General features: G+C 53.0%; 29 protein-coding genes and 1 pseudogene. 15 read left to right on the top strand and 15 right to left on the bottom strand.

Features of this window, described 5'->3' with window-relative positions; translation table 11 throughout:
• Positions 1-25 precede the first annotated feature (25 nt).
• Genes ACQ4MS_RS08580 through ACQ4MS_RS08565 form a run of 4 tightly spaced genes read left to right on the top strand, consistent with a single transcriptional unit; the run spans position 26 to position 6,066 of the window.
• Positions 26-1,864, top strand: coding sequence for a hypothetical protein (locus ACQ4MS_RS08580; RefSeq protein WP_431099028.1), 1,839 nt, complete (start codon positions 26-28; stop codon positions 1,862-1,864).
• A complete protein-coding gene (locus tag ACQ4MS_RS08575; RefSeq protein ID WP_431099027.1) occupies positions 1,861-4,149 on the top strand; it encodes a hypothetical protein in 2,289 nt (762 codons plus the stop codon). Before ACQ4MS_RS08580 ends, ACQ4MS_RS08575 begins: the two co-directional genes overlap by 4 nt.
• Positions 4,149-4,790 (top strand): hypothetical protein, encoded by a 642-nt coding sequence (locus ACQ4MS_RS08570; RefSeq protein ID WP_431099026.1) that lies wholly within the window; start codon positions 4,149-4,151, stop codon positions 4,788-4,790. The genes ACQ4MS_RS08575 and ACQ4MS_RS08570 overlap by 1 nt, the downstream gene beginning before the upstream one ends.
• On the top strand, positions 4,777-6,066 hold the full coding sequence (locus ACQ4MS_RS08565) for a hypothetical protein (protein ID WP_431099025.1): 1,290 nt from the start codon (positions 4,777-4,779) through the stop codon (positions 6,064-6,066). Before ACQ4MS_RS08570 ends, ACQ4MS_RS08565 begins: the two co-directional genes overlap by 14 nt.
• Before the next feature lie 52 nt (positions 6,067-6,118).
• Here the strand turns inward: ACQ4MS_RS08565 and ACQ4MS_RS08560 are convergent, their stop codons facing one another.
• From ACQ4MS_RS08560 to ACQ4MS_RS08550, 3 genes are read right to left on the bottom strand one after another with little or no spacing between them, the layout of a single operon-like run.
• The gene (locus ACQ4MS_RS08560) at positions 6,119-6,454 is read right to left on the bottom strand and encodes a DUF6527 family protein (RefSeq protein ID WP_431099024.1); all 336 of its coding nucleotides are present in this window, start codon (positions 6,452-6,454) and stop codon (positions 6,119-6,121) included.
• A gap of 4 nt (positions 6,455-6,458) precedes the next feature.
• Positions 6,459-7,856: a ThiF family adenylyltransferase gene (locus tag ACQ4MS_RS08555; RefSeq protein WP_431099023.1), complete on the bottom strand. Its 1,398-nt coding sequence runs from the start codon at positions 7,854-7,856 to the stop codon at positions 6,459-6,461.
• Positions 7,853-8,590 carry a multiubiquitin domain-containing protein gene (locus tag ACQ4MS_RS08550; RefSeq protein ID WP_431099022.1) on the bottom strand — a complete coding sequence of 246 codons (738 nt, stop codon included), beginning with the start codon at positions 8,588-8,590 and terminating at the stop codon, positions 7,853-7,855. Before ACQ4MS_RS08550 ends, ACQ4MS_RS08555 begins: the two co-directional genes overlap by 4 nt.
• Positions 8,591-8,742: 152 nt before the next feature.
• Here ACQ4MS_RS08550 and ACQ4MS_RS08545 point away from each other — a divergent pair, with 152 nt between their 5' ends.
• Together ACQ4MS_RS08545 and ACQ4MS_RS08540 are read left to right on the top strand one after the other, a co-directional pair.
• Positions 8,743-9,066, top strand: coding sequence for a helix-turn-helix domain-containing protein (locus ACQ4MS_RS08545; protein WP_431099021.1), 324 nt, complete (start codon positions 8,743-8,745; stop codon positions 9,064-9,066).
• Positions 9,067-9,072: 6 nt separating this feature from the next.
• Positions 9,073-9,933, top strand: coding sequence for an ImmA/IrrE family metallo-endopeptidase (locus ACQ4MS_RS08540; protein WP_431099020.1), 861 nt, complete (start codon positions 9,073-9,075; stop codon positions 9,931-9,933).
• A 25-nt stretch (positions 9,934-9,958) separates the two neighbouring features.
• On the opposite strand, the gene dcd is transcribed toward ACQ4MS_RS08540, so the two are convergent.
• From dcd to ACQ4MS_RS08520, 4 genes are all read right to left on the bottom strand, one after another.
• On the bottom strand, positions 9,959-10,576 hold the full coding sequence (gene dcd, locus ACQ4MS_RS08535) for a dCTP deaminase (RefSeq protein WP_431099019.1): 618 nt from the start codon (positions 10,574-10,576) through the stop codon (positions 9,959-9,961).
• Positions 10,554-11,663 carry a hypothetical protein gene (locus ACQ4MS_RS08530; RefSeq protein WP_431099018.1) on the bottom strand — a complete coding sequence of 370 codons (1,110 nt, stop codon included), beginning with the start codon at positions 11,661-11,663 and terminating at the stop codon, positions 10,554-10,556. Before ACQ4MS_RS08530 ends, dcd begins: the two co-directional genes overlap by 23 nt.
• Positions 11,664-12,023: 360 nt before the next feature.
• Positions 12,024-12,503 carry a MerR family transcriptional regulator gene (locus tag ACQ4MS_RS08525; RefSeq protein WP_431099017.1) on the bottom strand — a complete coding sequence of 160 codons (480 nt, stop codon included), beginning with the start codon at positions 12,501-12,503 and terminating at the stop codon, positions 12,024-12,026.
• Between the two features lie 95 nt (positions 12,504-12,598).
• Positions 12,599-13,159, bottom strand: a complete 561-nt coding sequence (locus ACQ4MS_RS08520) for a hypothetical protein (RefSeq protein WP_431099016.1) — start codon at positions 13,157-13,159, stop codon at positions 12,599-12,601.
• A gap of 301 nt (positions 13,160-13,460) precedes the next feature.
• On the opposite strand from ACQ4MS_RS08520, the gene ACQ4MS_RS08515 reads away from it, so the two are divergent.
• The 4 genes from ACQ4MS_RS08515 to ACQ4MS_RS08500 all read left to right on the top strand — a co-directional run bounded on the left by ACQ4MS_RS08515 (position 13,461) and on the right by ACQ4MS_RS08500 (position 17,174).
• A complete protein-coding gene (locus ACQ4MS_RS08515; RefSeq protein WP_431099015.1) occupies positions 13,461-14,306 on the top strand; it encodes a trypsin-like peptidase domain-containing protein in 846 nt (281 codons plus the stop codon).
• Positions 14,281-14,790 (top strand): hypothetical protein, encoded by a 510-nt coding sequence (locus ACQ4MS_RS08510; protein ID WP_431099014.1) that lies wholly within the window; start codon positions 14,281-14,283, stop codon positions 14,788-14,790. Before ACQ4MS_RS08515 ends, ACQ4MS_RS08510 begins: the two co-directional genes overlap by 26 nt.
• A 175-nt stretch (positions 14,791-14,965) precedes the next feature.
• Positions 14,966-15,949, top strand: coding sequence for a DNA-processing protein DprA (locus tag ACQ4MS_RS08505; RefSeq protein ID WP_431099013.1), 984 nt, complete (start codon positions 14,966-14,968; stop codon positions 15,947-15,949).
• Between the two features lie 7 nt (positions 15,950-15,956).
• Positions 15,957-17,174 (top strand): hypothetical protein, encoded by a 1,218-nt coding sequence (locus tag ACQ4MS_RS08500; protein WP_431099012.1) that lies wholly within the window; start codon positions 15,957-15,959, stop codon positions 17,172-17,174.
• Between the two features lie 31 nt (positions 17,175-17,205).
• Here ACQ4MS_RS08500 and ACQ4MS_RS08495 read toward each other — a convergent pair whose 3' ends face one another.
• A complete protein-coding gene (locus ACQ4MS_RS08495) occupies positions 17,206-18,501 on the bottom strand; it encodes a Y-family DNA polymerase (protein WP_431099011.1) in 1,296 nt (431 codons plus the stop codon).
• Between the two features lie 4 nt (positions 18,502-18,505).
• Complete coding sequence (locus ACQ4MS_RS08490) at positions 18,506-18,943, bottom strand: LexA family protein (protein ID WP_431099010.1); 438 nt, start codon at positions 18,941-18,943, stop codon at positions 18,506-18,508.
• A 34-nt stretch (positions 18,944-18,977) separates the two neighbouring features.
• Between ACQ4MS_RS08490 and ACQ4MS_RS08485 the strand changes: the two genes are divergently transcribed.
• Together ACQ4MS_RS08485 and ACQ4MS_RS08480 are read left to right on the top strand one after the other, a co-directional pair.
• Positions 18,978-19,661 carry an SOS response-associated peptidase gene (locus tag ACQ4MS_RS08485; RefSeq protein WP_431099009.1) on the top strand — a complete coding sequence of 228 codons (684 nt, stop codon included), beginning with the start codon at positions 18,978-18,980 and terminating at the stop codon, positions 19,659-19,661.
• A gap of 23 nt (positions 19,662-19,684) precedes the next feature.
• Positions 19,685-19,987, top strand: a complete 303-nt coding sequence (locus ACQ4MS_RS08480; RefSeq protein ID WP_431099008.1) for a hypothetical protein — start codon at positions 19,685-19,687, stop codon at positions 19,985-19,987.
• Positions 19,988-20,048: 61 nt separating this feature from the next.
• Here ACQ4MS_RS08480 and ACQ4MS_RS08475 read toward each other — a convergent pair whose 3' ends face one another.
• The 4 genes from ACQ4MS_RS08475 to ACQ4MS_RS08460 form a co-directional block, all read right to left on the bottom strand.
• Positions 20,049-20,555 (bottom strand): helix-turn-helix domain-containing protein, encoded by a 507-nt coding sequence (locus ACQ4MS_RS08475; protein ID WP_431099007.1) that lies wholly within the window; start codon positions 20,553-20,555, stop codon positions 20,049-20,051.
• A 277-nt stretch (positions 20,556-20,832) separates the two neighbouring features.
• Complete coding sequence (locus tag ACQ4MS_RS08470) at positions 20,833-21,540, bottom strand: hypothetical protein (protein ID WP_431099006.1); 708 nt, start codon at positions 21,538-21,540, stop codon at positions 20,833-20,835.
• Positions 21,541-21,568: 28 nt separating this feature from the next.
• Positions 21,569-21,946 carry a DUF2384 domain-containing protein gene (locus ACQ4MS_RS08465; protein ID WP_431099005.1) on the bottom strand — a complete coding sequence of 126 codons (378 nt, stop codon included), beginning with the start codon at positions 21,944-21,946 and terminating at the stop codon, positions 21,569-21,571.
• A gap of 94 nt (positions 21,947-22,040) precedes the next feature.
• On the bottom strand, positions 22,041-22,463 hold the full coding sequence (locus tag ACQ4MS_RS08460; protein ID WP_431099004.1) for a hypothetical protein: 423 nt from the start codon (positions 22,461-22,463) through the stop codon (positions 22,041-22,043).
• 86 nt (positions 22,464-22,549) lie between these two features.
• On the opposite strand from ACQ4MS_RS08460, the gene ACQ4MS_RS08455 reads away from it, so the two are divergent.
• A complete protein-coding gene (locus ACQ4MS_RS08455; protein WP_431099003.1) occupies positions 22,550-22,804 on the top strand; it encodes a helix-turn-helix domain-containing protein in 255 nt (84 codons plus the stop codon).
• Positions 22,805-22,863: 59 nt separating this feature from the next.
• On the opposite strand, the gene ACQ4MS_RS08450 is transcribed toward ACQ4MS_RS08455, so the two are convergent.
• Together ACQ4MS_RS08450 and ACQ4MS_RS08445 are read right to left on the bottom strand one after the other, a co-directional pair.
• On the bottom strand, positions 22,864-23,082 hold the full coding sequence (locus ACQ4MS_RS08450; protein WP_431099002.1) for a hypothetical protein: 219 nt from the start codon (positions 23,080-23,082) through the stop codon (positions 22,864-22,866).
• A gap of 149 nt (positions 23,083-23,231) precedes the next feature.
• Positions 23,232-23,429 (bottom strand): annotated as a pseudogene (locus tag ACQ4MS_RS08445) (magnesium chelatase domain-containing protein); the annotation flags it as partial.
• Between the two features lie 499 nt (positions 23,430-23,928).
• Between ACQ4MS_RS08445 and glnK the strand changes: the two are divergent.
• Complete coding sequence (glnK, locus tag ACQ4MS_RS08440; protein ID WP_077591625.1) at positions 23,929-24,267, top strand: P-II family nitrogen regulator; 339 nt, start codon at positions 23,929-23,931, stop codon at positions 24,265-24,267.
• Between the two features lie 40 nt (positions 24,268-24,307).
• Complete coding sequence (locus ACQ4MS_RS08435; RefSeq protein ID WP_431099001.1) at positions 24,308-25,849, top strand: ammonium transporter; 1,542 nt, start codon at positions 24,308-24,310, stop codon at positions 25,847-25,849.
• Positions 25,850-26,037 lie beyond the last annotated feature (188 nt).

The following is a 26,037-nucleotide window of genomic DNA, read 5'->3' as shown; positions in this document are numbered from 1 at the left end:
TAGTTACCTTTCTCGAACAAGGCAAATGAAAACACTTATTCAAACCAGTGCGAAAGTTCATAAGACTACTTATTTGAAGACATTTGAAGTGCCATACGACAAATTGTCAGAAAAGACAGCTGCTTGGCTTGCGCCTGCCTTCGAGGCGTTGGCGGAAAAAGCTAGCTTGCGACCAATTGGTAAAACTAAGTGGAACCTCATAAGTGCCGGAATATTGCTTCTGGACTCGAATGTGTGGTGGGGCGCGATCTGCGACGCGCCAGTAAAGGCTCTCAGCCTCGAAAAGATGATTCGCTTCTTCTCAGAAATGGAGCAACAACTATCTGAAGTCTATGCAGAGAAACCTCAAGTCGCGTCAAGAACGTCCAGTGAGTTGCGTAAATTTTTAAAAGCCTACTTTTCTGAACATAGCGACGATCAGCGCTTAAAGAATAAATCCTCTTATAGGACCGTATTGCCGATAGTTATTGGGGGACGACAGCTAATTAGTGATCTCACAAGTGTTTCGGAGCATCAAGAGAACAGCCTACCGATTGGTGCAATTGAGCACACTGATGCGGTAGATCTCAAAAATCAAACTCGCGAAAAAATGAGGAGGGATGTCGATGAGATCAAGCGCGTATGCATGGATGTGCTGACACGTTATCTTGCATCTTGCGAAAGTCTCCGAACATGCAGACAAAGAATCATTGATACAGAGGTTGAAGAGGCGCTTAGAGCAAAAATTCGTCACCTTAGCAATCACAAGCTTCAAGCGAATTTCACTGAGGCTGAGAAGATCGACTTGATCACGCTATACCTGCGCATTGATTCGAATCTGAGACCTCCAATCGAGTTAGGTCGCGGTGGCTATCCTTATTGCAAAGCCATAGCAGATAACTTTCTCGAGAGGATCGCGCTTAAAAAAACGACATTTCGAGCTGCCATGCGTATAGAAATTTCGCCACCGGTTGAAGTCTTGGTGGCTTGCACCTTGCTAATTCAAATTCATACAGCGTGGAATATCAGTTCTGTCCTGGACTTGAATAATCGGGATATTCGCTCGACTGTTGCTCCGTACGAAATTCAGTCGCGTAAGTGGAAAGTTTTGGAAGAAACACCGGTTTCTTTCGTGGAAAAAGTTGATGTTGAGATCGCATTGGCTATTTCGGTTTTGAAAGGGAGACTGGAGGCATTAAAGGCACGGGGCTGGGTTAACTCTAATGAGGATTCCCTGTGGCTTAGTTGCGGCGACACTCGCAGGAAAAAACTCAAACCAATTGTTGGCTGGAGTGCTGCTTTGCGGAAATTCCAGGAACAGTACAAGTTGGCTCATTTCAGCCATGAGGAGGTGAGGAATCAGATGCTCGGCTTGGAGAGTTTGGAAAAAGGAAGCGTGTTTGCGGCTATGCACTCAGCGGGGCATAAGTCCATCGCAACCACGGGAGGATACATAGACAAAATACTCTTGCAACGGGTCAACTCTGCCGTCAATTTGGAGTTTCAGCGTAGGTGGGAAACGTCTATCACTTACGAGTTTTCAAATTCCGCCGCACGGTTGAAAAGAGTTCCCATAGGTGACGGCTCGTCTTGCGCCGACATGAAGGCCCCACCTAAAGCCGATTGGATGGAGTTCGGAATTTGCACAGCCAAACGGTGCCATTCTGAGGGAGGGTGCTCAAACCGGCAGATTGTTATTGACTTGCTGCGGATTGAAGAGGTTGCAAAGACAAAGAGATACTTCGAGAAGAATTGGGAACGACTGCTCAATGCAAACCCTCAAGCATTTGAGGCATATCAACTGCCGGCGATGCTATTCAATATTGGTTTGTTTGGAGCGTTAAAAAATGGACCATACCGGCACCTCTTGAAGGAATCCGAATGAGGGCCGCTGCCATCTCCATGGCCAACCAACCGGTGGCTCTGCAGGAGACAATTTCGCCAGGAACCTACTTACCTCTAAGCGCTGCACTTAAGGTGAGCGAAACTTGGGTTCTCAAGGTAAAAAAGACTTACGTGGAGCGAGATCAAGAGCCGTGGAAGTCATTTGACCTCAGTTGCTTTTGTCTTCCCCCCTCCCCATTTAACAGCCAAACTATTCAATTAACGCAAAGACCCAAATTTTGCATGACTATCGTCATGGCAATTGACACCTATCTGATCCGAAACGAGCGCTCAAAGTCGATTCATGTTCAATGCTCACACATTGTTCGGGCTCTGGTCAAGCTCTTCGAGTACAGCTGGTTAATTGGTTTGTATGATCTTTCTGATTGGAGTCAATTTCATTGGGATGAACTCAAACAGAAGCTCGCAGTAGGGTTGTGGGACGAAGCCTTGGATTTAGAGGCTCGATCCTTCAGCGCAGTCAAGAACCTAACGGCGACGCAGATTTCGGCCTTCCTTTCTTTGAAAAAGGCGCGTGGCCAAGAAAAAAACTGGGGTCTTTCAGCCTCGTTCCTTAAGACCATCGGCACGAACACAAGATTGAGTGCCAGTGCAACGATTCTTCGTGCTGTCCTAGTTGCGAAAAGCATGAATGGCGATCAAGACCTTAACGGTTCAGCTACCGTAGAAAAAACGTTTTCATCCAGCACGCTACAAGGCATCCTTACGCATCTTGCGATTGTCAGTGAGCTTTCACCGCCTTACGGCTGGAGCCACATCGACACTTCTGGATCCTATCAATTCGCGGAAAGGAACCCTAGCGCTACAAGCCGCCCGGCTCAGAGAACTCCCAGCATGAGCCCAGAGTCAGTCTCGGCCATTCTCACAGAGGCATTTCGTTGGGTCTTAGAGTACGGCCCAATTGCGATTCAATTGCTAAAAAACCTTTGCAGAGAATGTGCACCGCATGCAAGCCGCTCAGTCGCCGAAAAGTGGCGAAAGCAGGCTAAGGTTTTACTCAACTGCAAGGAAGCTCGAGAGTTAGACGCTCTTCTTGGAATCAAGCTGACTACGTATTCGGTTCCGAAAGGGGACGGCGCATCTGTGAGTCAACTGATTAACAAGTTGCAAACCTCATGCTTTGCCATTATTGCGATCATGAATGCTAGGCGAAAGGATGAGATCGGTGGAAAAGCTGTTGGTCTCCATACTACTAGCATGACTGTGCTTGATCGTGAGTTAGGGCTGTATGAATGCCTGTTCTACATAGAAAAAACTACGAAAGACTATGTTCCGTTCCTGATAAATAACATTACCATGCGGGCGATTTCACTTCTTGAGGAAGTATCAGAGATTGCTTGGGAATATCATGAGCTGTGTGGTGGGAAAAGAATTCCAGAAGCCAGCTATCGGGACAGAAAACTATTCTTCTATCCTAGCTTCTCAAACAAACAAGGGATCCCGAGTTGGTATGAATTTTCAACCAATAAGGGAGGAATGGCACGGGCGTTCTTTGTGGATGTGAGGGAAGAGGATTGGGACGTTCTTCCACGCGCGCACATGTTTCGGCGCGCATATGCACTGCACTTTCACTATCGCTTTTCCTTGGGTACGCTGCAAGCGCTCTCGCAACAGATGGGCCATCGGGATACGCTGTGCACGCTGCACTATATCCATGATGCCGAGGCGACGGCACTACACCGGACAGGCGCTTCAATGTGGTCTATTGCCCCAGCGTTAGCTCAGAAAGCTCAACAAGAGCATTTCCGTGAAATTTCGGAAGAAGTAGCTGCTGTGGGGCAGGAAAAACTCCGCCAGCTTATTGCGGAGATAGTTGGAAGCGCAAAATCGTTCTCCGGCGGATATGCGAAGCTCGTCAGGCGTTTTCACAGCAAAATGTCCCGCAGTATTTCCTATCAACAACTTGAGTTAGATCAGCAAATCGGCAAGCTTCAGGATGCGCTGGTAGCTCGTGGTCATAGGTCCTCGCCTTACAAGCACGGAGACTGCAACTCGCCTGGTGTTAATCGACTTGCACGCTGCTATTCTTCCGACGAGCGGCGACTTCGAAAAGAAGATGCATCTCCCGCTCTTTGCGATGCTTGCTCCTTTCACGATCGCACGCTAGGTCATGTACGCGGTCTTCAAGAAGACCTTTCTTTTCTAGAGACTGAGGTTGGAACGACCGCCGCATCAACTGTCTTGGGCATGGCTAAAGTCAACGAAATAGCCAACTTGAGACGAATCATCTACTTAAGCAAGATGCGCCTGGGAGGTGATTTGTAATGGCGAAGAAAAGTTCTGACGGGGTAAGAGGTGCTGCATCCTCAACCTTGATGGGAAATAAGCCGAAGGTGGCTTATGCGAACGCCGATGCGGCAAAAACAAATATCGTCAACAAAATTCGCGCTTTGAAGAGCGCTCTTGAAGATGATACGGTTGAGAAGAGCTCTCTTCCCCATACCCCACGGCAGTTCAACGCATGGACTTCTTTAAAGTTCCCTATGAATTTGGGTTATGCCGAACCTTTCGGCACTAATGCACAAGCCACTCTCAAGAAGCATCCGGAGCTTTTTATATCGCTTGACCAGTTGCTCCAATTAATAAAATCGGCGACGGAAAGTACAAAGAAAAAGCCTCGAGACAGAAGCGAAGTGGTTGCGAGGCTAAAAAGCGACATTAGGCTGCACTTAGTCATTCGTCAGATTGCGGAACGTGAACTTGTCATGGAGCGCCGGCAGACTATTCGGTCCAACGCAAAATATGAGGGCCTGCAATCCAAAATGAGGTCGCTTGAGAAGGAAAGCCAATCTCGGATCTCAGGGCTGACCGAAGCGGTTGCGCAACTAGAGCGGGAGAAAGCTGTATTAATAGCTGCCGCTCGAAAGATCACTCCACTGCGGGGTGTAAATAATGGAAAGGTTTAAAAAGAGCGTTGTGGATTGTGGAGATTCGGTAGAGGTGCTCGTTTACGACTTGACGCAACGATGCGTCGTCAAGCCGTTGAGCAACTACTCCGCTGCAATGTCCCAGGCGCAGCTTGTTAGCACAACAGTTAGCAATGAGATGGATCATTTGCGCCTCTTTTGGGGATACCTGTCTGCGACCAACACGCCTGTCGCAGATGTAAACAATGAGGTAATCCGACTTTTTAGAGATCAGGCTTTGGACGAGGTGCTGAAAAGCCCTTCCTACCGCGGAGATGAAGAAAGCGCTAAAGCCACTGTCAACGTGAAGTTACGTCGCATATATAAGTGGCTTCACTGGCTACAGGCCGAGGGGTTTATCAGGGATGGTACGGTGGGGGATCGATGTGCGGTGTCGAGTTCCGTGGTTGTGCTTGAAGGTTCCCGTATAACCAGGACCACCCCGCAAGCGAGATGGAATATCAGAAGTAGTTGCACATATCCATTGGAATACAAGATTATCCCGAATGGCTCCAGGCACCATGTTTCTCAGGATATTCCCACCGAGGAGACGGTAGATAAGCTTCATGAGATTTTTTTCTCAAGTACAAATGACCCATATATAGCGCATCGGAATTGCCTGATTGTGGATATCGCGTCTGTCATGGGTTTACGACGCGGATCAATTCACTCGTTAATGTCCACTGAGTTCAAACAAGCCGCTATTGACGCAGTTGGAGAGAATGAGTTTCACGTGCGTCCGAAGAGTCAAAAATTTGGCTACGCAAATACCTTTGTAGTGCCAACGTGGCTTGCTCAGCGGATTTGTGATTTCAGCGAATCTCATTTAAGAGATTTCATTTTGCGCAAGAAAATTTCACCCAATCGACATAAGCACAGAATATTCTTGTCCAGTCGAGATGGTGCCCCTCTTGCTGATCGATCCATCACGAAAGCTGTATCTGCTGCAATGCGGTTGACGGGAGCACGCAAAGGTTCTGCAATCCACGTGTTCCGGTCAAAGTTTGCGTCAGAGGAAGTTGAGTTGGAAACTGAAATGCGCAAAGAGGCGGGTTTAGATACCAGCACTTCAAGCATTGCTGATGTCATGGCGATGAAGATGGGACACCGAGACAAGACGCAGTTCTTGGGGTACGCTTCGCGCGCACAATCTAAGCTCGCTCGCAAGAAGCGAGCTGCTCAGACCGAAGATATTCAGAAATTGAAGAGCGAAAATGCTCGGTTAAAACTTGAACTGGCAGGCCTCCGGAACAAGCCGGTAGGACGGAGCAAGTAGGCCCTTCGGCTAACGTATAAGAACAAGCGTTCGGCACTGCGATGCGCCGCCTCTAGTGGCACCACTTGATATTGCCACTTCGCAGAATGAAATGGCTTCGGCAACCCACCGTTCTATTAACGGAAGGATATAGCGATGGTTTTTCAGCAGTTCCGCTGAATTGCCAGCAGGGGCGACTGCCTAGCGACATGGGCAGTTGAATAACGGAGCCGCATCCACAAGGGCACCGCAACACTGCGACCCAGTAGTAATTTTCGGTACCAATAAGGTATAACTTTTTCTGTTTGATTTCGTCAGGGATATCAATATCCAGTAAGACCGTGAAGTCGCTTTGGGTCTTAAACAGGCCCCAGAAGTACTGTGCGATCTTTCTCAGGAAGCTTCGCATCGCATCAGTCTCCGAGGGAAAGCATGCCCAAGAATGGACTTTGATCACCGCGCCCTACCTGCTTCAGTAGCTCCGGACAAGGTTCTCCGTCGGATTCATTGGAGCTGGCATCATCGTCATGCAGAGCAATGCGGCGAACGGCATATGCGCTATTCGGCGCGCTTCTAAAGCCATGGAGGCGTGCAAGCAACTCGTTTATGGCCATGGCCGAGACCTGCATATTCACAGATATAACCGCAGGTCGCTCTACCGTGACATTTCTGACGTAGCCTTGCTTCTTCATTCGTTCGTATTCATCTGGGCTGCCGTGCAACATAAAAGCCGCCTCCATACCAGCCTGGTCGTATACGCGTCGACTCTTAAGGCTAGAGCCACCAGGCTGGAGGGTATGCACCGCCAACCAAATGCTTTCAACATTGCCGCGCCCATCAGCGTCCAGGCGCACCCCGAGGTCGATATAGGGAATGAGATAACTTGTAGCAAGCTTGTTCAGAATATGGCGACCATCAATGCTGTCCATGCAGCCGAACAGCACATCGCAGGTTGACAGATCAAGGAGCGCGCGTCGGTCTCGAAGGTCATAAGGGTGAACGGTGACTTCGCAGCCAAACTCCATTGCATTGATGGCTTGCTGTTGCACCAACGTCTTATTCGCCTGATCTCTTGCGTCACGGGCGGTACTGTTCAGAATACGGTTGAGGTTTTTCTTCTCGATATGATCGGGATCGACCAGAACCAGCTTGCCTACGCCGTTGCGCGCAAGCTGCTCAACGACAATGCTACCCGTCCCCGAGCAGCCGACAACGCCAACCTTTAAGTTGCGAAGACGCGCGTAAGTTCCGTCACCGAATGCCTGGGCCACCCGGACTGCGTGCTCTGGCACGGTCAGCTCGGAAGGATCGGGCCAGAACAGAAAGTCGTCACCCGCCACACGGATGCTTCTTAACGGCTCACCAATACCCGTCTCTCTGATGACGCGGCCAACAATTTTTCCGTCGGGCAGCATGATGGCGCTGGCCATCGGGCCGCTATCGCCAAGCCAACCATATACCGATGGAAATAGATCGGCCTCTGCTTGATCGTCGGTCTCAGAGAACCATGGGTATCCAGTCGGGTGGCTATGGATCTTCACCACGCCCAGCCCTTCCGCCAGGGCGCGCGTGAGTACTTTATCTAAAAGGGTCCCTGGCCAGGTAACGCGATAAGGGCTACGGGTGCACAGATCGTGCGCTGGGCACACGATCTCTCGTACCAGCAACAGTTCGGAATCCGGGCGGCGCGCCCGGCCGAGAAATGCGAACGCCACAGCCTCTTTGCCGTCCCCCGGATAGAGGTGTTTCCGAAGCGCCGTGTAATGCTTGCCGGAAATCGCCAACGTGACTGGAGCGTTGGTTCCGTTCACTTGAGCAACTCCGCGGCGAGCCAGTCGTCCACCAATGCCATATGGGTGCTCAAATCATCAATGCCGGGCCGCCACGCACTTGAAGGCGTGCGGTGACGCGACCATTGTTGCCACTGTTGACTGTCGAATACCACACCCGAAAGATTATTGATGCCGCGTCCGTCGGCCCGATTCAGAGCTGGAGAAAAATAGGCCATGTCAATCTGGGCGTCGGGGTAGCCGTCCGTCATACGCACGTGCACTTGGGCATGCGAGACGTTGTAGCCCGGCGGAAGCGGCCAGTCATGCACGGCCACCGCTTTTACCCCACCCTCCATGATCGTTTCCCAGCGCAGGCCCGTACCGTCGAGGAACTGCATATCCTGATCGAGCAGTTTGAACTGCCGGCGAACGGTCGGCCCCTCCCCTTCGGTAACTTCCTTGGGAATTGTCATAAACCGCTCAACCCCGGGCTTCAGGAAGCTCACCGACTGATCCGGCTTGACCTCCTCCACGCCGCCTTTGGTTTTCTGCCGCAGCAGGAACTTCTCGGGTGTTTTTCCAGCCAAAGCCAGGATTTCCCGGCCGGTCATGTCCGTCACCTGGACGACGTACTTTTCCTTGTCGATCCGGATGCGATATTTCTTGGCCTTCGGCACCGGACGGCCCGAAGAGGAGTACTCTTCCAGATCGATGATTTCATCGCTGAGTTCACCGTTTTGAGCCTGGTGAGCGGCATTGGATTGTGGTTCCATGAGATTTGGTCCAAAAAGTTAATGTGGCTGTATCGTAACATCAAGTTCGGTATATCGAACTTTCAACCACGACAATAGTGTGGTTATTTGGGTATTTTTTGTTCGGTATGGCCATACAATCGCGCACCTTATAGGTGGCACATCACGGAAAAATGGCAACAAAACTTGGCGACAAAATTCGCAGCCTCAGAAATCAAAATGGCTTGACACTCGAAGGCCTGGCCAAGAGTGCAGGCCTGAGCAAAAGCTATCTGTGGGAACTGGAAAATCGAGAATCGTTAAAACCGTCGGCTGAGAAACTCCAGAGCATTGCGGGAATTCTTGGAGTGGACGTATCGTTCTTTCTGGACGATTCCGTGGATCAGCCCCTGGACGATCACAAAGACAAGCAGTTCTTTCGAAGCTATTCAAAGCTAGAGCCGGAAGATAAAGAGCAATTGCGCCGAATTCTTGAGACGTTCAAAAAATCAAGCTAGTCGCAGGTGCAGCAGTTCTCTTCCCCTTTTCTCGCTGCGGCCAAGCTCACTCACTGGCTTGACGCCCTTGCATCCGCCGGACATCTACAGCGCTTTCCGGTCATAGTGGACGATCTGGCTCTATGGGTCGGAAGTGAAATGAAATGGGCCGACCCCGTTTTGGAAGTCAAGGGCGCCAACATCTCCAGTTTTGAAGGAGGCCTGTTCCACAGCGCGGAGAGAGAAGGTTGGCTACTGCTTTACAACGAATCAATGCGATCGCCAGGGCGCATTCGTTTTACCAAGGCGCATGAACTCGGTCACTACATGCTTCATAGAAGCAGGCAGCCCGTGTTCGAATGCACCCAGGAGGACATGGTCCACTGGGGAGCATCTGCCAGGCAAATGGAGTCCGAAGCAGATGACTTCGCCTCAAACCTTCTGATGCCATTAACGCATTTCCGCTCCGCAACGGAGGGCACGACCGTCGACTTCGACGTACTTGGTGCGTGCGCGGATAAGTTTGGTGTTTCACTTACTGCGGCTGCGCTACGTTGGGTGAAGTCGACATCGGAAAGCGCAGTACTTATTCTTTCCAGAGATGGCTTCATTGACTGGAGCGTATCTTCTGACCGTGCTTTTAAGAATGGGGCGTACTTTAAAACCCGAAATGTCGTCACTGAGCTTCCACAAAGTTCACTTACCGCGGCATCATTGACGGAGTCAGCAAGAATGGCTCAAGCCGTATCCGCGAAAGTCTGGTTTCCCCACGCACATGCCAGTGCTGAGCTGCGTGAAATGAATGTGGTTTGCGACAACTACGGCTACACACTGACTCTTTTGCTTCTGTCTCCGAGTGAGAGAGTATGGCCCGCTGAATCAGAATAGTGGGGCGCCCGGCGTGAGCAGGCCCTTATGGGGTATTTGCCAATTTGGACAGTATCTTGAGATCTTCATCACGCTCGGCTTTGGAGACTGTCGGGCGGATGCTTCCAAAATATTTACGCGCGGATCCAGAGTTGACGTAAGTTTCCTCACCGTCGATCTGAAAGAACTTTGCCTGGCAGATGCAGCTTCCCACAATGAGTTCGACGGGCGTATTGCCGTGGTTGAAAAGTTCTAGCGGAACACATCCCCGCCATCCCGGCTGCATCGACGTGGAGACGCCGATTCCCAACCGTGCGTAGCTGCTGCGCACCACGATGTCTGTGTAAATATTCTTGGGAAGCGAAAGATACTCAACAGTCGCGCTAAGCACTAGTTGATGAGGGTAAAGAACAAATCTTTCGCCCAGAGAGCGACGGGTTTCCTGAAAGTACGATTGAATCCCCCGACGCCGCGCCTCCTCCTCATGTACCAGCTCAACTGCAGGACTTCGTGTTAGAACCGAAACCAAAAAATCGTAGCCCAAGCGGAGATCAATGGATACCGCGCCCACCTGATTCTCCCGCAGAAGTGGGTCAAGGAAAATGCTGTCCTCAGCCGTGTCATTAAGGGATTGGGTGAGCTCAGCTCGCGTTAGTAGTCGCATCCCAGCTCTCCCTGATCATTCGGTTCCGAATGGATTTTTCGACAAGATCGTTGGCGACCTCAATCCGCTGATGCTCTGCAAGATGCTCCCATGATCCTGAGCCGCCTGGCCACTGGGTACTCAAGAAGCGCCACCCAGATTCAAAAAGTCCGAACAATTCACGGTCCGACTTTGGTGCAAATGGCCTCACCGCGCCAATAGTGCTTCCGAGTTCGATTGAATCAAAACGTGGGTGCAAAGATGGGAGCTGTCGCGCGGCAAGAGCTCGTTGAAACATGTCCACGATGGGATTCGGGACGCCGGCGACAAAATCATCGAGTACCTTGTACCTGGCTGCTGAGCTTGGGTGCGTCGGCTTAACTTTTTGCTCAGGACAGAACTCTTTCATGAATCCTTTTGCGGCCTCTCCTACATAGGCCGCCGAAAAGATATCCGCGAAATACTCTTGCCTGTGAGCCTTGCAGATTGTTATCAAGCCCGATTTCTGGTTTGCGGGTGCGTTATGGATTTCTTTCGCGGTGGGTAGCTCTGGTAGGTCCGGGCCGATCTCTATGGGATCTAGAAGGAGAGAAATACCGACGATGTCATTTGCAGAGTCCACATAATGTCCGAGCTCGTGAAACAACGGAATGCAAAAAAGAGGCTTATGGCGATAAATATAGGGAAGCGCAATCTGAACCGGTCGGCTTTCCATCTTGATGCCTAGTTCAGCTTCAGCAAGCTGAAAGAACTGCTCATTCCCACCGTGGAAATAAAAGTTGGCCTCCTGCACAATTGCCGTAGTTACAAGCAATCGAAGTGAGGTCCATTCGCTGGCAGCGCGCTCAATTGCATAAACAACCTCATAGGGGATCTGCTTAGTCGTGCTCCCTGTAAGAAATTGCGTGAGCATCCAAATATTCGATGCTGCGAAACGCGCGATGCCCTGGTTGATGCCCGGGGTTGTAGTCTCTAGTCGAGCCAAAAGCTCCCGCGTAACCTTGCACAGGTCGTCGATGTACGAATCAAGCTTGGGAGAAAAGTATGGAGTCTCCGCGAGCCTTTCCAGCTGCGAAAGTAAAAGCCGAAGATTGGTTTTAAGCAGCAAGAGGATCGAAAGAAGTCAGCAACTCTTTCACATCCTGCGCTGGGATTGAATCCAGCGCCTGCAGCGCACTTACGCGCCGCCGCAACTCGTCATCCACTGTCAACCGTAATGCCAACTCAATCGACTCGGGGGGAGTGGACCGGCTGATCATGGAAGGGTCGGCAGATATTTGACACGCTATCTTCAGAATTGAGAGAGCGTGCTCTTTGAGGGGAGTCCCGACCACAGCGGTGTCCGCTGAGGTCAATGAACTTAGAACTACATGAAAGAGGCCCAGGGGACTGTCTACGTTGGAAGCAGCTGCAAGCATCTGGTTCTCCTTAATACTTGAATTGGAACTCGACCTCGGCAAGCGGTAGCTCAGGCAACTTTTGCTACAGGCTCTGACGCCCGGGAATTCTGTTCTTTTACTCTGGCAACTAATTCTTTATGCAACGGCGCGAGCTCAATCACAAACGCAAACGCAAATTGACCGTCTAATACTCTCTCCATCGACTCGCCACTCCGACGCAAATGAAGATCATGTCCGTCAGTGACTATATGGCTTCCGGGAAGAGACGTCAGCGTTATTTCTGGGTGAATTTTACGTAGACGCTGCATGGCCTTTCGTAGGCGTAACACTGATACGCCTGCCGCCGAAAGCCTCGTAACCAACCGAAGAGCGACCACATCGCCAAAAGAATACCGTCGCGCAGACCCATGCCCGCGGTGTTGGTTGCCAGACGGCACAACTATTTCCTCTCGACAGAGATAGTTGACCATGGCCATTGATAAGCCCGCAAGCTTTGCCGACTGGCCAGCCGTAAAAAACTCGGCCAATTTGGGCGCTTTGGCGCTCATAAATAAACAGAGTTTAGCGTCATACTATATTTATACACTGGTTTTGCCCAGCTTATCAACAGGAAATCCCCAAGGGGCGACCAGCGGTAGTGGGTCTATCTGTCCGCCGCTCGTGCCGAAAAGGCAGCCATGAGCGACCTGCTTCCAGTGAGGCATCGCTCCAAAAATGAAAATAGCTCATCCCGGCCCTCCGTGCTTGCCGCCAGGTACGTGGCCGTTCCCGCGACGGCCGCGTCATCTGCAAGGTTGGCGGAAAGCAACATCGGGGCGGTAAGCGGGACGGTCCGCCCAGCTGGTCCCGGTATCCGCAAGGATCGCGTGCCGTCATCTTGCTTTTGCATCTGCACTTCGACAGTGTGAGGCGAAATCAATACTTCCCGCCCGCCGCCGTCAGTGAGGGCGTAGAGATCTGCAAGCCAAGATTCAGCAGCCATGTCCAATGGTTGGGCTAAACCTTCCCTCACCGAGACCTCATTCTTTAAGCAATCGAGCCCGGCTCTTAATTCCATGAGGGCTTCACGCACCTGGCTGGCCAGCTCGGCATCCACAACACCGGATTGAAGAGAAATCTCATGTTCATCGAAGGCGTCTATCCGCAGCTTAAGAACTGCAGCCGCCTCGATATGAAGCAAAGCTTCCGATTCCAGCGATTTCATATCTTCCCTTTCACAATCGTTCTCCATAGCGTGGTGCCGACGATATGAGCAACGATCAAAATAGTAAATGCTCGTTTGCACCACCGCTCGCAGAAATAACACTCCCAGTCCCGCACATGCCCGATAAACGAAGCGAGTTCGATGTGAGCTGGGTCACCAACTGTCAGTCGGACGATCCCTGTGCTTCACCTAATAAAGTCCTTGAGATTAGGGTCGCCGACGGTGTTGCGCTTACTCTATTTGTAGGAGGCAACTCAGGTCGTTAAACGATAGCCTCCACCCAACACATAGGAGCGTAATCATGCGGAGTGCTGAGGCAGACCGGGAGTTGTCGAAAAAACTGACAAGTACCACCAAAAAACATATCGCACCGATATTTCAAGTGAACCCAGTGCACGCGGCATTCGCCGGAACCGGCGGGCCCATGTTGGGCCAGGGAACAATGACCTTTATCTCGTACCAGGGGCGCTGTTTTGGGATCACAAATCAGCATGTGATCGGTGATTTCGAACGTGTCACCGCCGATCGCGCGTTCGTGCTTGCATTGAATAAACATCAACCTCTTCCGGGGCGCCTAATATTCTCGTCAACGACCAGAAACCACGAGTTTCCACACGACGTTGCGGTATTCATATTGGATCAGCCCACTCTGGAAGCCGGTGGAAAAACGCCGGTCATGCTGGTGCATGAGGCAAACCCAGTTAAAGAAGGTGAACGATATTTGGGTGTGGGCTATCCTGGCGCGCTTCGAACCGAAGATGACGGGGAGTCCAATCATCCGATTTATCACATCGTAATGACAGATGTTTTGGCCTCAGAGAGGCAGCTGATTTTCAATGACGAGCTTACTGCGTCGTCCGATGTGATGAAATTTGGCGGGATATCTGGGGGCGCTATTTTTGATGTGGCAGAGGACGATAGCTACACCCTGGCCGGCATTATCTTTGAAGGTCGAGGTCAGCACGATGAAGTGGATTCGAAAGTGAGCGCCACAGATATCTGGGTCTACGGAATACCTATCTCGACGCACTGGATGGATTACGTGCTCAACGACGCTAGCTCTCGGCAAGTCGAGTTGAACCTAAAGCCCCTCAAATTCAAAGTAAACATTGCAATAAGCGATGACCTCGATCACACCGACACCTGAATTCACCGTCAATTTGCAACGGCCGGCCGAATGCGACCTGGAGCGCCTTGCAATCTTTCAGGCGCTTGTACTCGAGGGCGGTGAAGTTAACCCTGCCACATTACCTCAAATGATTGGTAGAGCGCCGGTTCTCGCGTTTTTGCAGTCGGACCAATTAGTTGTTGGTGTCGGCGGTATCAAACGCCCCTATGACTCTCATCGCAGCAAAGTATTCGCACAGTCAAAAGCTAATTCCGACCCTGCCATATTTGAGTTCGAGCTCGGCTGGATATACCTCCGGCCGGTCGCGAGAAGCAGGCATCAAGTAAGTCCGCTAATCCGAGCGCTTATGGTGGAGTTAAAGGCCGCACCGGTCTACGCTACATCGCGCGTGAATAATGATCGAATGCATACGGCGCTTAAGAACTGTGGCTTCACTCCCGATGGAAATCCGTATCCATCCAAACTGAACGAGCCCTTCATTCAACTTTTTGTACGCAAGTAGCGCCGAGCTCGGTCGCCGAGAAGTGAAACACACCACTGTTTGGGGCATACACACAGCCACAGCGCTGGGCGCGAACGCTGGCAACCCTCCGAGTACCCCAATTCATAGCGCTCATTACCGAATGTCTTATAAGTGCCTGTTAAGCTAGTGCTTTAAAGCGGGGAGGCCCACGTCAATGAGCGCGTCTGAGATGGAGTTGATCGAAAGGTTTGGCTATGGACCAGCGGTCCTGGCCACGCTCGGCATTAGCTCGATCCCTGGGGTGGGCGATACGACGTTGCGGCGATTGGGTGATCCGGAAAACGTAATCAAGCTGTTTGCGGAAGAAGATTTAGGTAAATTCTCCGAAGGCCTTAGGGCAAGTGGTGGGAAGCTTGTAGCTCTTGGGGGATTTGGAACCTTCAAAGAACTGAAGGAACATGTTTGGCGTGTTGGTCTATCCATGGCCTCCGACCTTGCTCGCGCAAATGTTCATTGCGTAACGTCTTCATCTCCACATTACCCAAAGAAGCTCTACGATCTGGGACTTCAACGTCCTAGTTGGCTTTTTCTTAAAGGAAACCTTGATCTAATTTCTGCCAGGAGCGTCGCAATTGTTGGCACTCGCTCCCCAACAGCAGCGGGCGATTTCTTGACGAAATACAGCGTTAGTATTTTGCGGGAACTAGATACGCCCGTTGTTAGCGGGCTAGCAATTGGCATAGATAGCATCGCTCACGAGTGGTCGTTGGAACTCGATCTTCCAACAATCTCAGTTCTCGGGTCCGGGATGCTCGTTCCGTATCCGGCACGCAATATTGATCTGGCACAGCGAATCGTAGACCGAGGTGGCTTGCTGATCTCAGAGTACTTGCCCAGGCAGGCCCCAGCAGCAGAGATGTTTGTTTGGCGAAACCGCCTGCAGGCCTGCATTTCAGATTGTGTTGTAGCCACGGAGTGGAAACGGAATTCTGGAACCGCGCACACGGTGAGATTTGCGCAATCGATGGAGCGCAATGCCATTAGTTTGGAAATCTCTGGTGGCTTAAGCCCTAGTGACGCGGGAAGGGGTACGGAACATTTCAGGCTGCCATTGGAGCAAGTGGAATTTACGGCCGCATTGTCAAGCGCCCGCCCGAGTACTGCTTTGCCGCCTAGCACCCAAAAAGCATTGTTCTAAGGATGGTATGCCACTCAAGCTTGTCTTAGTCAGCCCGTCTGGAACTATCGAACGCGATGGTCACTTACCTACAGAGGACATCAACAAGTGGGCCGAGGTCATATCGAGATTACATAAACAAGGGATTCGGGTCGCAGTGTGGTCAAACAGGAAGTGGACCGTAAACAACTCGACGCCACTGCACGAATATTTAGGTGCGAAAGCAGGTTGTCTAGTTTCTGCCGTAGGCCATGCGACTTCTAATTCCCCTTACCGGCAAATGGCCGGCTCTGTCGATCCAATTCTTGCTCAGTTCAATGTTCAGAGACATGAGACGATCCTGATCGGTGCGAGAGATGAGGACCTCAGGGCTGGTGTAAACAATAAGCTTTTTCTACTCCGTCCGTCTTGGTACGGTGGCAACTTGGAGTATGGATTTGAACTGAAGTCCATATCTGAGCTTGAAAGATTTTGCTCGCTTTTTGGAACTCGTCAGCATCCTTTCTACTGGAACGTGAGCGATCCTCATGCCGATCTACAGGTCAGCGCCCTCGGCCCGTTTTCAACATACATTGAGCAGTACGCAAGCTTTAGTGAAGACGCGCGGCGGGCAGCGAAATTCGATGCCGGAACACTCGAGTTTTGGCATCAGCTTATCGTGTCAACATTGTATTTTTCGGGAATTATGCACAAGGTCGACTACATCACTGTCTACCCCAGTCATACATCCGGCGCTAAAAGTAAAGCGTTTTACGATGACTTGAGCTTGCTCGGAAAATGCTTCGGAAAGACTTTTTTTCCGGACCTATTATTGCGTCACTCAGATGCGCCGAAGAGCTCAAAATCGCGAGCTGCTGATAGATTATTTTCAAACCAAGTTAACTCGATTAAGTTGAACCGGTATCCAGCAAAGTATGGAGGAAAGCCACGCAAAACAGCGCTCTCTCTTGCTGGCAAGACCATCCTTGTAATTGACGATATTTGCACATCTGGCCGGAGTATTGATTGCGCTCGCTCTTATCTCGGAGCTGCAGGCGCTAGCTCAATTCTCTTCGCCTGGTTGAAGACTATCAACACCGACTTCCTGTCAATGACGCCCACTCCTGGGCTGAGTCCGTATCAGCAAAATATATTGACCGCTGAGCCAGCGCATAGAGCATATGGCTACAGCCAACATATTGTGGACGCCCAAGCGCCTGCGGAAATCGAGACGCTGTTGGAGGCCTATAAAAAATGGGTTGCTTGATAAGAGGGTTCTGTTTTGGTAGTAGCCAGCGTTAGGCCTTTGCAATTGGGAGGTCGCTCCAGCAGGTTGTGTATTGCGGCGTGAGCAGGTTCTGTTTCATCTCGAAACCCCGCTGCGGCCCTTTCATACCTGCGCTAGCCACCACCACAGTCCCTCGACCATAGCGGTTGTTTAACTTGTCCAGCGCATCCATCAGATGACCGCGTGTCGGAGCCTCAGGTTCCAGATCCAGCTCCCCTTGTTCCAGGTTGCCGTCCTGCAGATCAAGGAGCATCACTCCCGCTTTGGAAAAATTAAAACCCGGGCGATAGATGGCTTCAATGCCGCGCACCGCCGCATTGACTAACGCCACGGTGTCATCTGTCGGGCGGCGCAACGGTAGGATGAGGCTGCGACTGTACTTCGGCCCCGGTCGGAAAGCGCTGGTGTGTGCGAACACCTGTAGCTGGCCGGCCTTACTGCCTTGGGCGCGCAGCTTCACCGCCGCACCGCTTGCGAATCGTGTCACCGCGGCGATGAGGTCCACCAACTCAGTGACCGCTCCGCCAAAGCTTCGAGTGAACGCAATTTCTTTCTTGGGCGCTGGCTGGTCTTCCAGGGTGATGCACTGCTGGCCCTGCAACTCCCGCACGGTGCGCTCCAGCACCACGCTCCAGCGCCTGCGCACGGTTGCGGGGTCCAGGCGCACCAGGTCCAGCACGGTATGCACCCCACCTTCATTTAGCTGCTCCGCGATACGGCGCCCAACACCCCACACTTCGGATACGTCTGTGGCTTGAAGCACGGCATCGAGGTCCGCCGCTGGCAAGCTGGCCAGATTGCAGACACGGGCGAGCTCTGCGGGGTAGCTGCCAGCCTTGCGGTCAGCGCTCTTGGCGATGTGATTTGCCAGCTTGGCCAGGGTTTTTGTGCGCGCTATGCCGATGCCGGTGGGGATGCCGGTCCATTGCAAAACGCGCTCCCGCACCCGCTGCGCCCGCACCGTCAGATCACCTTTGACCCCAGCCATGTCAATAAACGATTCGTCAATGCTGTATATCTCCTGCCCTGGGCCTAACCCACCAGCCACCGACATCATGCGGTCGCTCATATCACCATAGAGCACAAAGTTAGCCGAGAGCGCAACTACGCCATACTCTTCTGCCAAATGCCGGCATTCAAACCACGGTGCGCCCATGCGAATGCCAAGGGCCTTTGCTTCGTTGCTCCGCGCAATGGCGCAACCATCGTTATTGCTAAGGACAACAACCGGACGATTCTTCAAGTCAGGACGAAAAGCCCGCTCACAGCTCACATAGAAGTTATTGCCATCGACCAGTGCAAACATGGCATCACTTGAAGCGCTTAATGGTGGCTGTAACCACACCGCAAATGGTCATGGTCTGACCATCTCGGAAAAGAATGGGGGGGAAGGTGGCATTGGCGGCACGTAGCTGGACCATTCCATTGCGGCGGTAGAACTGCTTAACGGTGAAATCGCCATCGATTTCCGCCACAACAATGTCGCCGTGCTTCGGAGTGAGTGCTCTGTTGACCACCAAAATATCACTGTCCGCAATGCCCAGTTCGATCATAGATAGGCCGCGGGCCTGCCACATGAATGTTGCGGCCGGATGAGTGATTAACAACTCGTTCAAGTCGTGACGTTTGACCGCGAAGTCTGCCGCTGGCGAGGGAAATCCAGCCGGAACCGTGCCATCCACCCAAGCTACGAGCAAGCTGGGGCCCTGCGTGAAGCAGACGGCATCTTGCGGCATAATACTGTACATGCATCCAGTATATGGCGAAGGTTAAAGTTTGACCATGTGCAGCAACTTTGAAGCTCTGCGAAACGCGGAAAAATACCGCACGGCCTTTAATGTTGAGCCGCCCCACGACCAGGGAAAGTTCGATATGTGGCCGGGGTACAAGGGTGTTTTCATACGTCGGCCGAAAGAAGCTGGCAGCGGTGACGAGGCCGTCCCCGAACGCGAGGCGATTGCGGGAGTATTCGGGTTGCTGCCCCACTGGGCCAAGGATGAAAAGCTGGCCAGAAACACGTACAACGCCCGCAGCGAGACTGTGACCGAAAAGCCGAGCTTCCGGGATGCCTGGCGCTGGGCCAAGCATTGCATCATCCCGGCCGATGCCATCTACGAACCGGACCACCGAGGCGACAAACCGGTCTCGACCCGCATTGCCAGAGCGGACGGTGAACCCATGGGGATCGCAGGCTTGTGGTCGGTCTGGAAATCGCCAACAGGGGACCTGCACAGCTTCACCATGTTGACGGTCAACGCCGATGACCACGCGCTGATGAAGAACTTTCACCGAGCTGAAGATGAAAAGCGCATGGTGGTGATCCTGCCGGTCGGTGCCTACGATGACTGGCTACAGGCCGAGCCGAGCCAAAGCATGGACTTCATGCGACAGTACCCCGCCGACCGCCTAGTTGCCGCTCCCAAGGTTGTCGCTCCTAAAGCAGGCACCATGCCGTTGCTCTTGTAGACAGAGATCAAGAAAGAGAAAGTATGTCTGAATACGTCATAGGCCAAAGCCTGTATCAAAACGGAAAGTTGATCGAGGTCACGATTCAGTGCCTCGATGCGCCTGAACCACCGGATTACCACCTGTACGAAGCCCACTGTATGGAGCCTGAAGATGTGGCTGGGCTCATAAAAAGGGGCAACCGCGTTGTGGCTTACCTGACGGAAGAACCGCTCGAGGTAGAAGTAGTCCAGCTGGAGGACGGCAGTGAGTCAGTGGAGGTAGTCCAGCAGGAGCAACCAGGTGGGCGCAGGTCACTGGCGGAGCTTCCGGAATGTGAGTCCTAGAGGCGAATGGTTGGCCATCCTTCAAGGAGCTAAAAGTTCATGTTGCCCACCAATGAGGCCATTACAACCAAATATCTCGGGCTGTACCGGCAGCTCTTGCCATGCTACGCATGTGCCGCCACACTTCGGTGCGATTGACGCCGATTTCGTGATGTAGCTGCTCAACCACGTCTGCAATCTGAGAAACATGCGCTTCATCCAAGAATGCACGCACATGAGGCGCGAAGTTCTTTGGGTACGTTGCCGTTAGAAGGGCTGTCCGCAGGTCCTCAGTACTGAGATTTTCTTTATAGCTGGTGCTCGCAGAGCGTGCGGCCACCTCCAGCGCGGGGATCCTTCCTTCTTGTTGGCGCCGTGTGGGCCGCGGATTTGAAACGTGGACACTCAACCCGAGCATTGAGAGCAGGCGTACAGCATGCGCCCAATTGAGTTCGCCAATCGATCCATTCTCCAGTTTCTCCACGATAACGGGTGACAAGCCGCACAGGTCCGCAACGCGATCCTGGGTTAAGCCTATGTCGGACCGCCGGGTACGCGCAGCTAATCCGATCGCCGCAAATTCATGCATGGTTTCGTCAGCAGTAAGGGTTGACCAATGACTCCCGTCTCAGACCTCTCCAGTGCATCTTCCGGATCGTCATGTTGCCGTCACGGAGTGATTTTTGGTTTCTGTACCAAAGCCCATCCCTAAAATAGTGCCTGGCGTTGCATTCTTTGCAGTCGTACCATCCCTCGCGGGACGGAGAATGTAACTTGGCATCAAACCAAGGTGTCAACTTTTCCATGGCAATTACTTTCTGGTAGATGAAATCCGTAGCTGGACCTGACCCGTTTCAATGGGTAGGCTACCAGCGCACGCGGGAAATCTCTTCGTCCACCACGTCGAGGAATATGTCGGCCCTTTCCTCGGGCGTCAGCGTGTCATATTGAGGCGGCATACCGCCCAGCAGCATTTCAATAGCGGTCAGGCCGGCGTATATCTTTTGCGGGCTCCGCAAGAAACTCCAGAGCAAGGTCGAATTGATGTCGGCTTCTAGGTATTTCTGGATGGTTTGCTTCAGCAGCGACTTGTCCAAACGTTCATTGAGCTGAAACGCAGGGTAGCGCCGGTCATCGACTCGGTCTGGCGACGAAAGGAAAATGAATTCGCCGGCGACCGCGCGCTCATAAACCGCCTTGGGTAAGCACTTCAGTTGAGCCGCCATTTCCTGAACTGTCAGCACACCGTATAGGTGCGCAAAGCGGCCGGGGTCCTGGCTGTCGATGGTTGGTGGAGGACGCTCGGCACCGGCCGAAATTTCCCCCTGAGGCATTTGATCGATGCTCCAGGGAGACCGCACTCTAAGCCAAGTACCCAGGGTGGCACGTAAGCATGGCTCGCACAAATCGATTTCCACTCTATTCCCATCACCAAAAATCGAACCATAGCCCGCGTCAAAGCCAATGGACGTCATTTGTTCGAAGCCGGACTCTTTGCTATGGACTTCATTGCCGCATCGATCGCACCTGATCTGATCGACCACGCTGACTGCCTCAATACCTTTGAGCTGCATTGAATACTCCTGGCGAAATTGCAGGTGGTTAACCTGCCGCGCCGGCGCGGTAAGAATCAATCAGGCGGATAACGTCGTCCACCTGGCCAGCAGAAACCATTTGCTCTGCGGTTCTCTGGCCGAACATTGGAAGTGGTTCTGTTCGAAACCAATGCAACGATTTCGCCAGATCACCACCCGAGACGTCATATGCCGCCTTAATGACGCGGAGATTGTTCCTCAGATACCGTTGGATATTGGCGGCATCCGGAGTCTTGGTGACGGTGCTCACTGGTACACGTGCATTTCGAGCCAGTGTTTTGGCGTCTATGCCGAGCATGCTGATGTACCGAGTTGGCGAAAGCATAGGGGCAAGTCCTACCTCCTGCAGGGCTTCAATAAATTTGGCGTCGTGTTGGCTATCCATTGCGCATGTCTCCGGCTAGTTCCTGCTGAACGCGTGGACCTTTACCATGCCGAACCCCCGAAGAGCTTCGTAATCGCGCGGTCTGAGATCACGTTCATCTGTCAGCTTCTTCCTCGCACTGAATTCCGTCGAGTTCGGCGAGAAAGAAGTCGTCCTCATCAAGTTCGCTGCTTATTCCGACTATGCGGCTGACTATCTCTCTCTCGACAGCACACTGCAGCGCCTTGATCGCTCGGGCAAGGCCGGTTTCTGTCATTTGGAATTGACCGCTTGCGTGGTACTTGGTACCGGGCCGCATCAAAAGTTCGCAGACCACAAAGAGCGAAGGTGCAAGTGGCGCATCGAGCTCACCCCCCTCAAATGAGAGGCGCTCAATCATCCTTAGATCTCTGGCTAGGCAAAGAAGAACTGGCTCTTTGAGAGCTGAGGGGTACAGCAGGTGTTGGGAGTCAGCCGCCGTCAGGCGCGTCAACTCTTTTAGGCTTGTTGAGGCTTTAGGGCGAAGAGCTTCAAGCATGAGCAGTCCTTGTATACCCAATGCGACGTCGATAGCTGTCTATAGACACGTGTCAAAAGTATACAGCTTTGCAATAGTCGCGCTAGATGCGGCCAAGCAAAAACGAACCTTTGATGCGAGCTTTAGCGATCGAGATTAAGGCTCGACGACTGGCGCTAGAGATGAGCCAGGAGGATCTGGCGGGCAAATGTGACTTGGACCGACCCTATATCTCACTTATTGAGGTCGCCCGTAAGCAACCAACAATTAGTGTGCTGCTCAAACTTTCTGAGGGATTGGGCTATGGACTCCCAGAAATGATGGAGAGAGTCATGAGCAGGTATTTAGTCGAGTCCAAATAGGTCCACCGCGCACCGGTTTAGCAACTTTTTGCCCTTTTGGACCAATAGCTAAGGGCAATTTACCAAAGTGCCGACCCTTCAAACTCGATTTGCTTCTTTCGTCTCTTCGCCACCGCGACCTTCCTGGCACCGATTCCAACCACGATGAGTGCCGTAATCAGGCAGGCGGCAAAAGCTAGTACCTTCGGGCCGTCGAGGCCGAAGACAGTGCAGTTAGCAAGGACGCTGATAAACCAGCAGTTAAGGGCGGCGTCCCATTGCATTGATAGAAATTGCATATCAGGTCGAATCAGAAAGCTTCGGCAAATTGGACGGTGTGGGAGCTACTGAGCTTTCGCCCTCTAGGCCCTACGTTAAAACAACTGAGGGCAAAAAACGATAGCTCCCTACCTTATTCATTTGGTGAATAAAGTGCTTGACTACCTTTAATGCGTTTATTGGCCGGGAACTCCAGTCCGGTGTTCTGGATGGCTGAGCGCACGCGTTCACGCGCTTCCTTGACTTCCGTTTCCGCAAGCCCAACCAGCGTAAAGCTGGGCAACCCGTTGGCAAGATGCACTTCTACCTGCACGGGCTTCGCTTCCAGGCCCAGCAAGGCGCGGCTATGCACTAAAGACAAGCTCATTTCGAAAATTCCTCCCTCGGAGACAGTGTCACCACTCAGTCCGGGGCCATCCCGGGGCAGGTGCACCAATCTTTCACGAAAGACGAGTATCGCTTAGCCATGGATGCCGGCCGTCCATTCGCCTGCAAGGACTCTGCCTCTGAACTTCAAGATCGCCATCCCCAAGCGGACGCTTCCGCAGAAGAGCGTCGTGCACTAAAGTCAGGCTTGGCGGCGCCTTTTTGGCTTTGTGCTCCAAAATTGTGCGCTCATTCGCCCTTTATTGGTGCGTTGCGTTCGGAGTGATTTACAGCAGCTCGCCCGAAGTTCAGAGGCAGACCGGTCACCCACGCAAAGCGTCTTTGGCACGTTACCTGCTAAGAAGTTCGCTCAAGTTGCCAGCCTTCGGGGCTTTTACGGAAGCTCTGATTCGCAATGACTCGTACAAAAGCCCTGTAATCCGGCTGAGGTGGTGCTTGACGATGCTGCTTCCCTATTCATCCCTGGAGGAACCCTGAAAATGAAACTCGTAACGGCCATCATTAAACCGTTCAAGCTGGACGAAGTGCGTGAAGCGCTTTCCGGCATTGGCGTGCAAGGCATTACCGTGACTGAAGTCAAAGGCTTCGGCCGCCAGAAAGGTCACACCGAGCTGTACCGCGGCGCCGAGTATGTCGTCGATTTTCTGCCCAAGGTCAAGATTGAAGCAGCGGTTTCCGACGAACTGGTGGATCGCGTGATTGAAGCGGTCGAGGGCGCCGCCCGCACCGGCAAGATCGGCGACGGCAAGGTTTTTGTTTACAACCTCGAGCAGGTCGTGCGTATCCGTACCGGTGAGACCGGCAAGGAAGCGCTGTAAGGCACGCCCTAACTACCAGTCAAACGAAGAGAACATAGACATGAAAAAAATACTTGCTTCCCTAGTGCTGGGATTGAGCCTGCTGACGACCGGCGCCGTGATGGCGCAGGCTCCGGCAGCTGCACCAGCTGCTTCCGCCGCAGAAGCCAAGCCGGCTGAAGCCGCCGCGCCTGCTGCAGCTGCGGCAGCACCCGCCGCCGCTGCAGCGGCGGCCCCTGCAGCGGCTGCAGCAGCCGCGCCAGCGCCTGTTCCCAACAAAGGCGACACCGCCTGGATGATGGTTTCCACCTTGCTGGTCATCCTGATGACCGTGCCCGGCCTGGCCTTGTTCTACGGCGGCCTGGTTCGCAGCAAGAACATGTTGTCGGTCCTGATGCAGGTCATGGTGACTTTCTCGATGATCGTCGTGCTGTGGTTCATCTACGGCTACAGCCTTGCATTTACCGAGGGCAACGCGTTCTTCGGCGGCTTCGACCGGCTCTTCATGAAGGGCACCTGGGACAACGTCGCGGGCACCTTTGCCAACGCCGCGACCTTCAGCAAAGGTATCGTGATTCCCGAAATCGTGTTTGCCGCCTTCCAGGCCACCTTCGCCGGCATTACCTGCGCGCTGATCGTCGGCGCCTTCGCAGAACGCATCAAGTTCTCCGCAGTGCTGCTGTTCATGGCCATCTGGTTTACCTTCAGCTATGCACCTATCGCGCACATGGTCTGGTTCTGGATGGGTCCTGACGCCTACACCGGCAAGGAAGTTGTCGATGCGATGAACGGCAAGGCCGGCTACATCTGGCAGATGGGCGCTCTGGATTTCGCGGGCGGTACCGTGGTGCACATCAACGCCGCCGTTGCTGGCCTGGTGGGTGCCTTCTGCATCGGCAAACGTGTCGGCTACGGCAAGGAAGCCATGGCGCCTCACAGCCTGACCCTGACCATGGTCGGCGCCGCATTGCTGTGGGTGGGCTGGTTCGGCTTCAATGCCGGCTCCGCCCTGGAAGCCAACGGCTTCGCTGCCCTGGCCTTCATCAACACGCTGGGTGCAACAGCTGCCGCTGTGCTGGCATGGTGCGTCGGTGAAGCACTGATGCGCGGCAAGGCTTCGATGTTGGGTGCTGCTTCCGGCGCTGTCGCTGGCCTCGTGGCCATCACGCCTGCGGCCGGTAACGTCGGCATCGGCGGCGGCCTGATCATCGGCCTGGTCGCCGGCTTCGCCTGCCTCTGGGGTGTGAACGGCCTGAAGAAGCTGCTGGGCGCCGACGACTCGCTGGACGTGTTCGGCGTGCACGGCGTGGGCGGTATCCTGGGCGCGCTGCTGACCGGCGTGTTCAATTCGCCAAGCCTGGGTGGCCCCAGCGCCGTTGGCGACTGGACTACCGTGGCCATGGTGGCACCTGAAGCCTATTCCATCGCCAGCCAGGTCTGGATCCAGGCCAAAGCCGTGTTGATCACCATCATCTGGTCCGGTGTGGTTTCCTTCATCGCCTTCAAGGTGGTTGACCTCACGATCGGCCTGCGCGTCAGCGAAGAAGACGAACGTGAAGGCCTGGACATCACCTCGCACGGTGAAACTGCCTACAACCGCTAATTGGTATGAATTCGGGCTGCCTCAGGGCGGCCCTGCTGATTGAGAATCTCCTTTGGATGTTCAGCCCGCTGGCGCAAGCCGGTGGGCTGTTTTTTTTCCTGCTTGAGTTGCAGGCCCCCTCAATATCGGCCAATGCCGAATTGTTGCGTTGTTGCCGGCGGTGCAGCCGCCAGTGCTAACCTTGCGTG

Origin of the sequence: Polaromonas aquatica (assembly GCF_050626995.1) — a bacterium.
Taxonomy (GTDB): Bacteria; Pseudomonadota; Gammaproteobacteria; order Burkholderiales; family Burkholderiaceae_C; genus Polaromonas; species Polaromonas aquatica_A.
The sequence above is the reverse complement of the archived record's forward strand: the minus strand, read 5'-3'. Positions and strand labels throughout refer to the sequence as shown.

Coding starts and splice junctions, on each gene's coding strand:
- ACQ4MS_RS08435 (WP_431099001.1), top strand. CDS start 24,308: ATGAAAAAAATACTTGCTTCCCTAGTGCTGGGATTGAGCCTGCTGACG.
- ACQ4MS_RS08565 (WP_431099025.1), top strand. CDS start 4,777: ATGGAAAGGTTTAAAAAGAGCGTTGTGGATTGTGGAGATTCGGTAGAG.
- ACQ4MS_RS08450 (WP_431099002.1), bottom strand. CDS start 23,082: ATGCAATTTCTATCAATGCAATGGGACGCCGCCCTTAACTGCTGGTTT.
- ACQ4MS_RS08485 (WP_431099009.1), top strand. CDS start 18,978: ATGTGCAGCAACTTTGAAGCTCTGCGAAACGCGGAAAAATACCGCACG.
- ACQ4MS_RS08575 (WP_431099027.1), top strand. CDS start 1,861: ATGAGGGCCGCTGCCATCTCCATGGCCAACCAACCGGTGGCTCTGCAG.
- ACQ4MS_RS08515 (WP_431099015.1), top strand. CDS start 13,461: ATGCGGAGTGCTGAGGCAGACCGGGAGTTGTCGAAAAAACTGACAAGT.
- ACQ4MS_RS08550 (WP_431099022.1), bottom strand. CDS start 8,590: ATGGAACCACAATCCAATGCCGCTCACCAGGCTCAAAACGGTGAACTC.
- glnK (WP_077591625.1), top strand. CDS start 23,929: ATGAAACTCGTAACGGCCATCATTAAACCGTTCAAGCTGGACGAAGTG.
- ACQ4MS_RS08490 (WP_431099010.1), bottom strand. CDS start 18,943: ATGTACAGTATTATGCCGCAAGATGCCGTCTGCTTCACGCAGGGCCCC.
- ACQ4MS_RS08495 (WP_431099011.1), bottom strand. CDS start 18,501: ATGTTTGCACTGGTCGATGGCAATAACTTCTATGTGAGCTGTGAGCGG.
- ACQ4MS_RS08460 (WP_431099004.1), bottom strand. CDS start 22,463: ATGCTTGAAGCTCTTCGCCCTAAAGCCTCAACAAGCCTAAAAGAGTTG.
- ACQ4MS_RS08560 (WP_431099024.1), bottom strand. CDS start 6,454: ATGCGAAGCTTCCTGAGAAAGATCGCACAGTACTTCTGGGGCCTGTTT.
- ACQ4MS_RS08505 (WP_431099013.1), top strand. CDS start 14,966: ATGAGCGCGTCTGAGATGGAGTTGATCGAAAGGTTTGGCTATGGACCA.
- ACQ4MS_RS08510 (WP_431099014.1), top strand. CDS start 14,281: ATGACCTCGATCACACCGACACCTGAATTCACCGTCAATTTGCAACGG.
- ACQ4MS_RS08455 (WP_431099003.1), top strand. CDS start 22,550: ATGCGGCCAAGCAAAAACGAACCTTTGATGCGAGCTTTAGCGATCGAG.
- ACQ4MS_RS08480 (WP_431099008.1), top strand. CDS start 19,685: ATGTCTGAATACGTCATAGGCCAAAGCCTGTATCAAAACGGAAAGTTG.
- ACQ4MS_RS08470 (WP_431099006.1), bottom strand. CDS start 21,540: ATGCAGCTCAAAGGTATTGAGGCAGTCAGCGTGGTCGATCAGATCAGG.
- ACQ4MS_RS08500 (WP_431099012.1), top strand. CDS start 15,957: ATGCCACTCAAGCTTGTCTTAGTCAGCCCGTCTGGAACTATCGAACGC.
- dcd (WP_431099019.1), bottom strand. CDS start 10,576: ATGCGACTACTAACGCGAGCTGAGCTCACCCAATCCCTTAATGACACG.
- ACQ4MS_RS08570 (WP_431099026.1), top strand. CDS start 4,149: ATGGCGAAGAAAAGTTCTGACGGGGTAAGAGGTGCTGCATCCTCAACC.
- ACQ4MS_RS08525 (WP_431099017.1), bottom strand. CDS start 12,503: ATGAGCGCCAAAGCGCCCAAATTGGCCGAGTTTTTTACGGCTGGCCAG.
- ACQ4MS_RS08545 (WP_431099021.1), top strand. CDS start 8,743: ATGGCAACAAAACTTGGCGACAAAATTCGCAGCCTCAGAAATCAAAAT.
- ACQ4MS_RS08520 (WP_431099016.1), bottom strand. CDS start 13,159: ATGAAATCGCTGGAATCGGAAGCTTTGCTTCATATCGAGGCGGCTGCA.
- ACQ4MS_RS08580 (WP_431099028.1), top strand. CDS start 26: ATGAAAACACTTATTCAAACCAGTGCGAAAGTTCATAAGACTACTTAT.
- ACQ4MS_RS08475 (WP_431099007.1), bottom strand. CDS start 20,555: ATGCATGAATTTGCGGCGATCGGATTAGCTGCGCGTACCCGGCGGTCC.
- ACQ4MS_RS08465 (WP_431099005.1), bottom strand. CDS start 21,946: ATGGATAGCCAACACGACGCCAAATTTATTGAAGCCCTGCAGGAGGTA.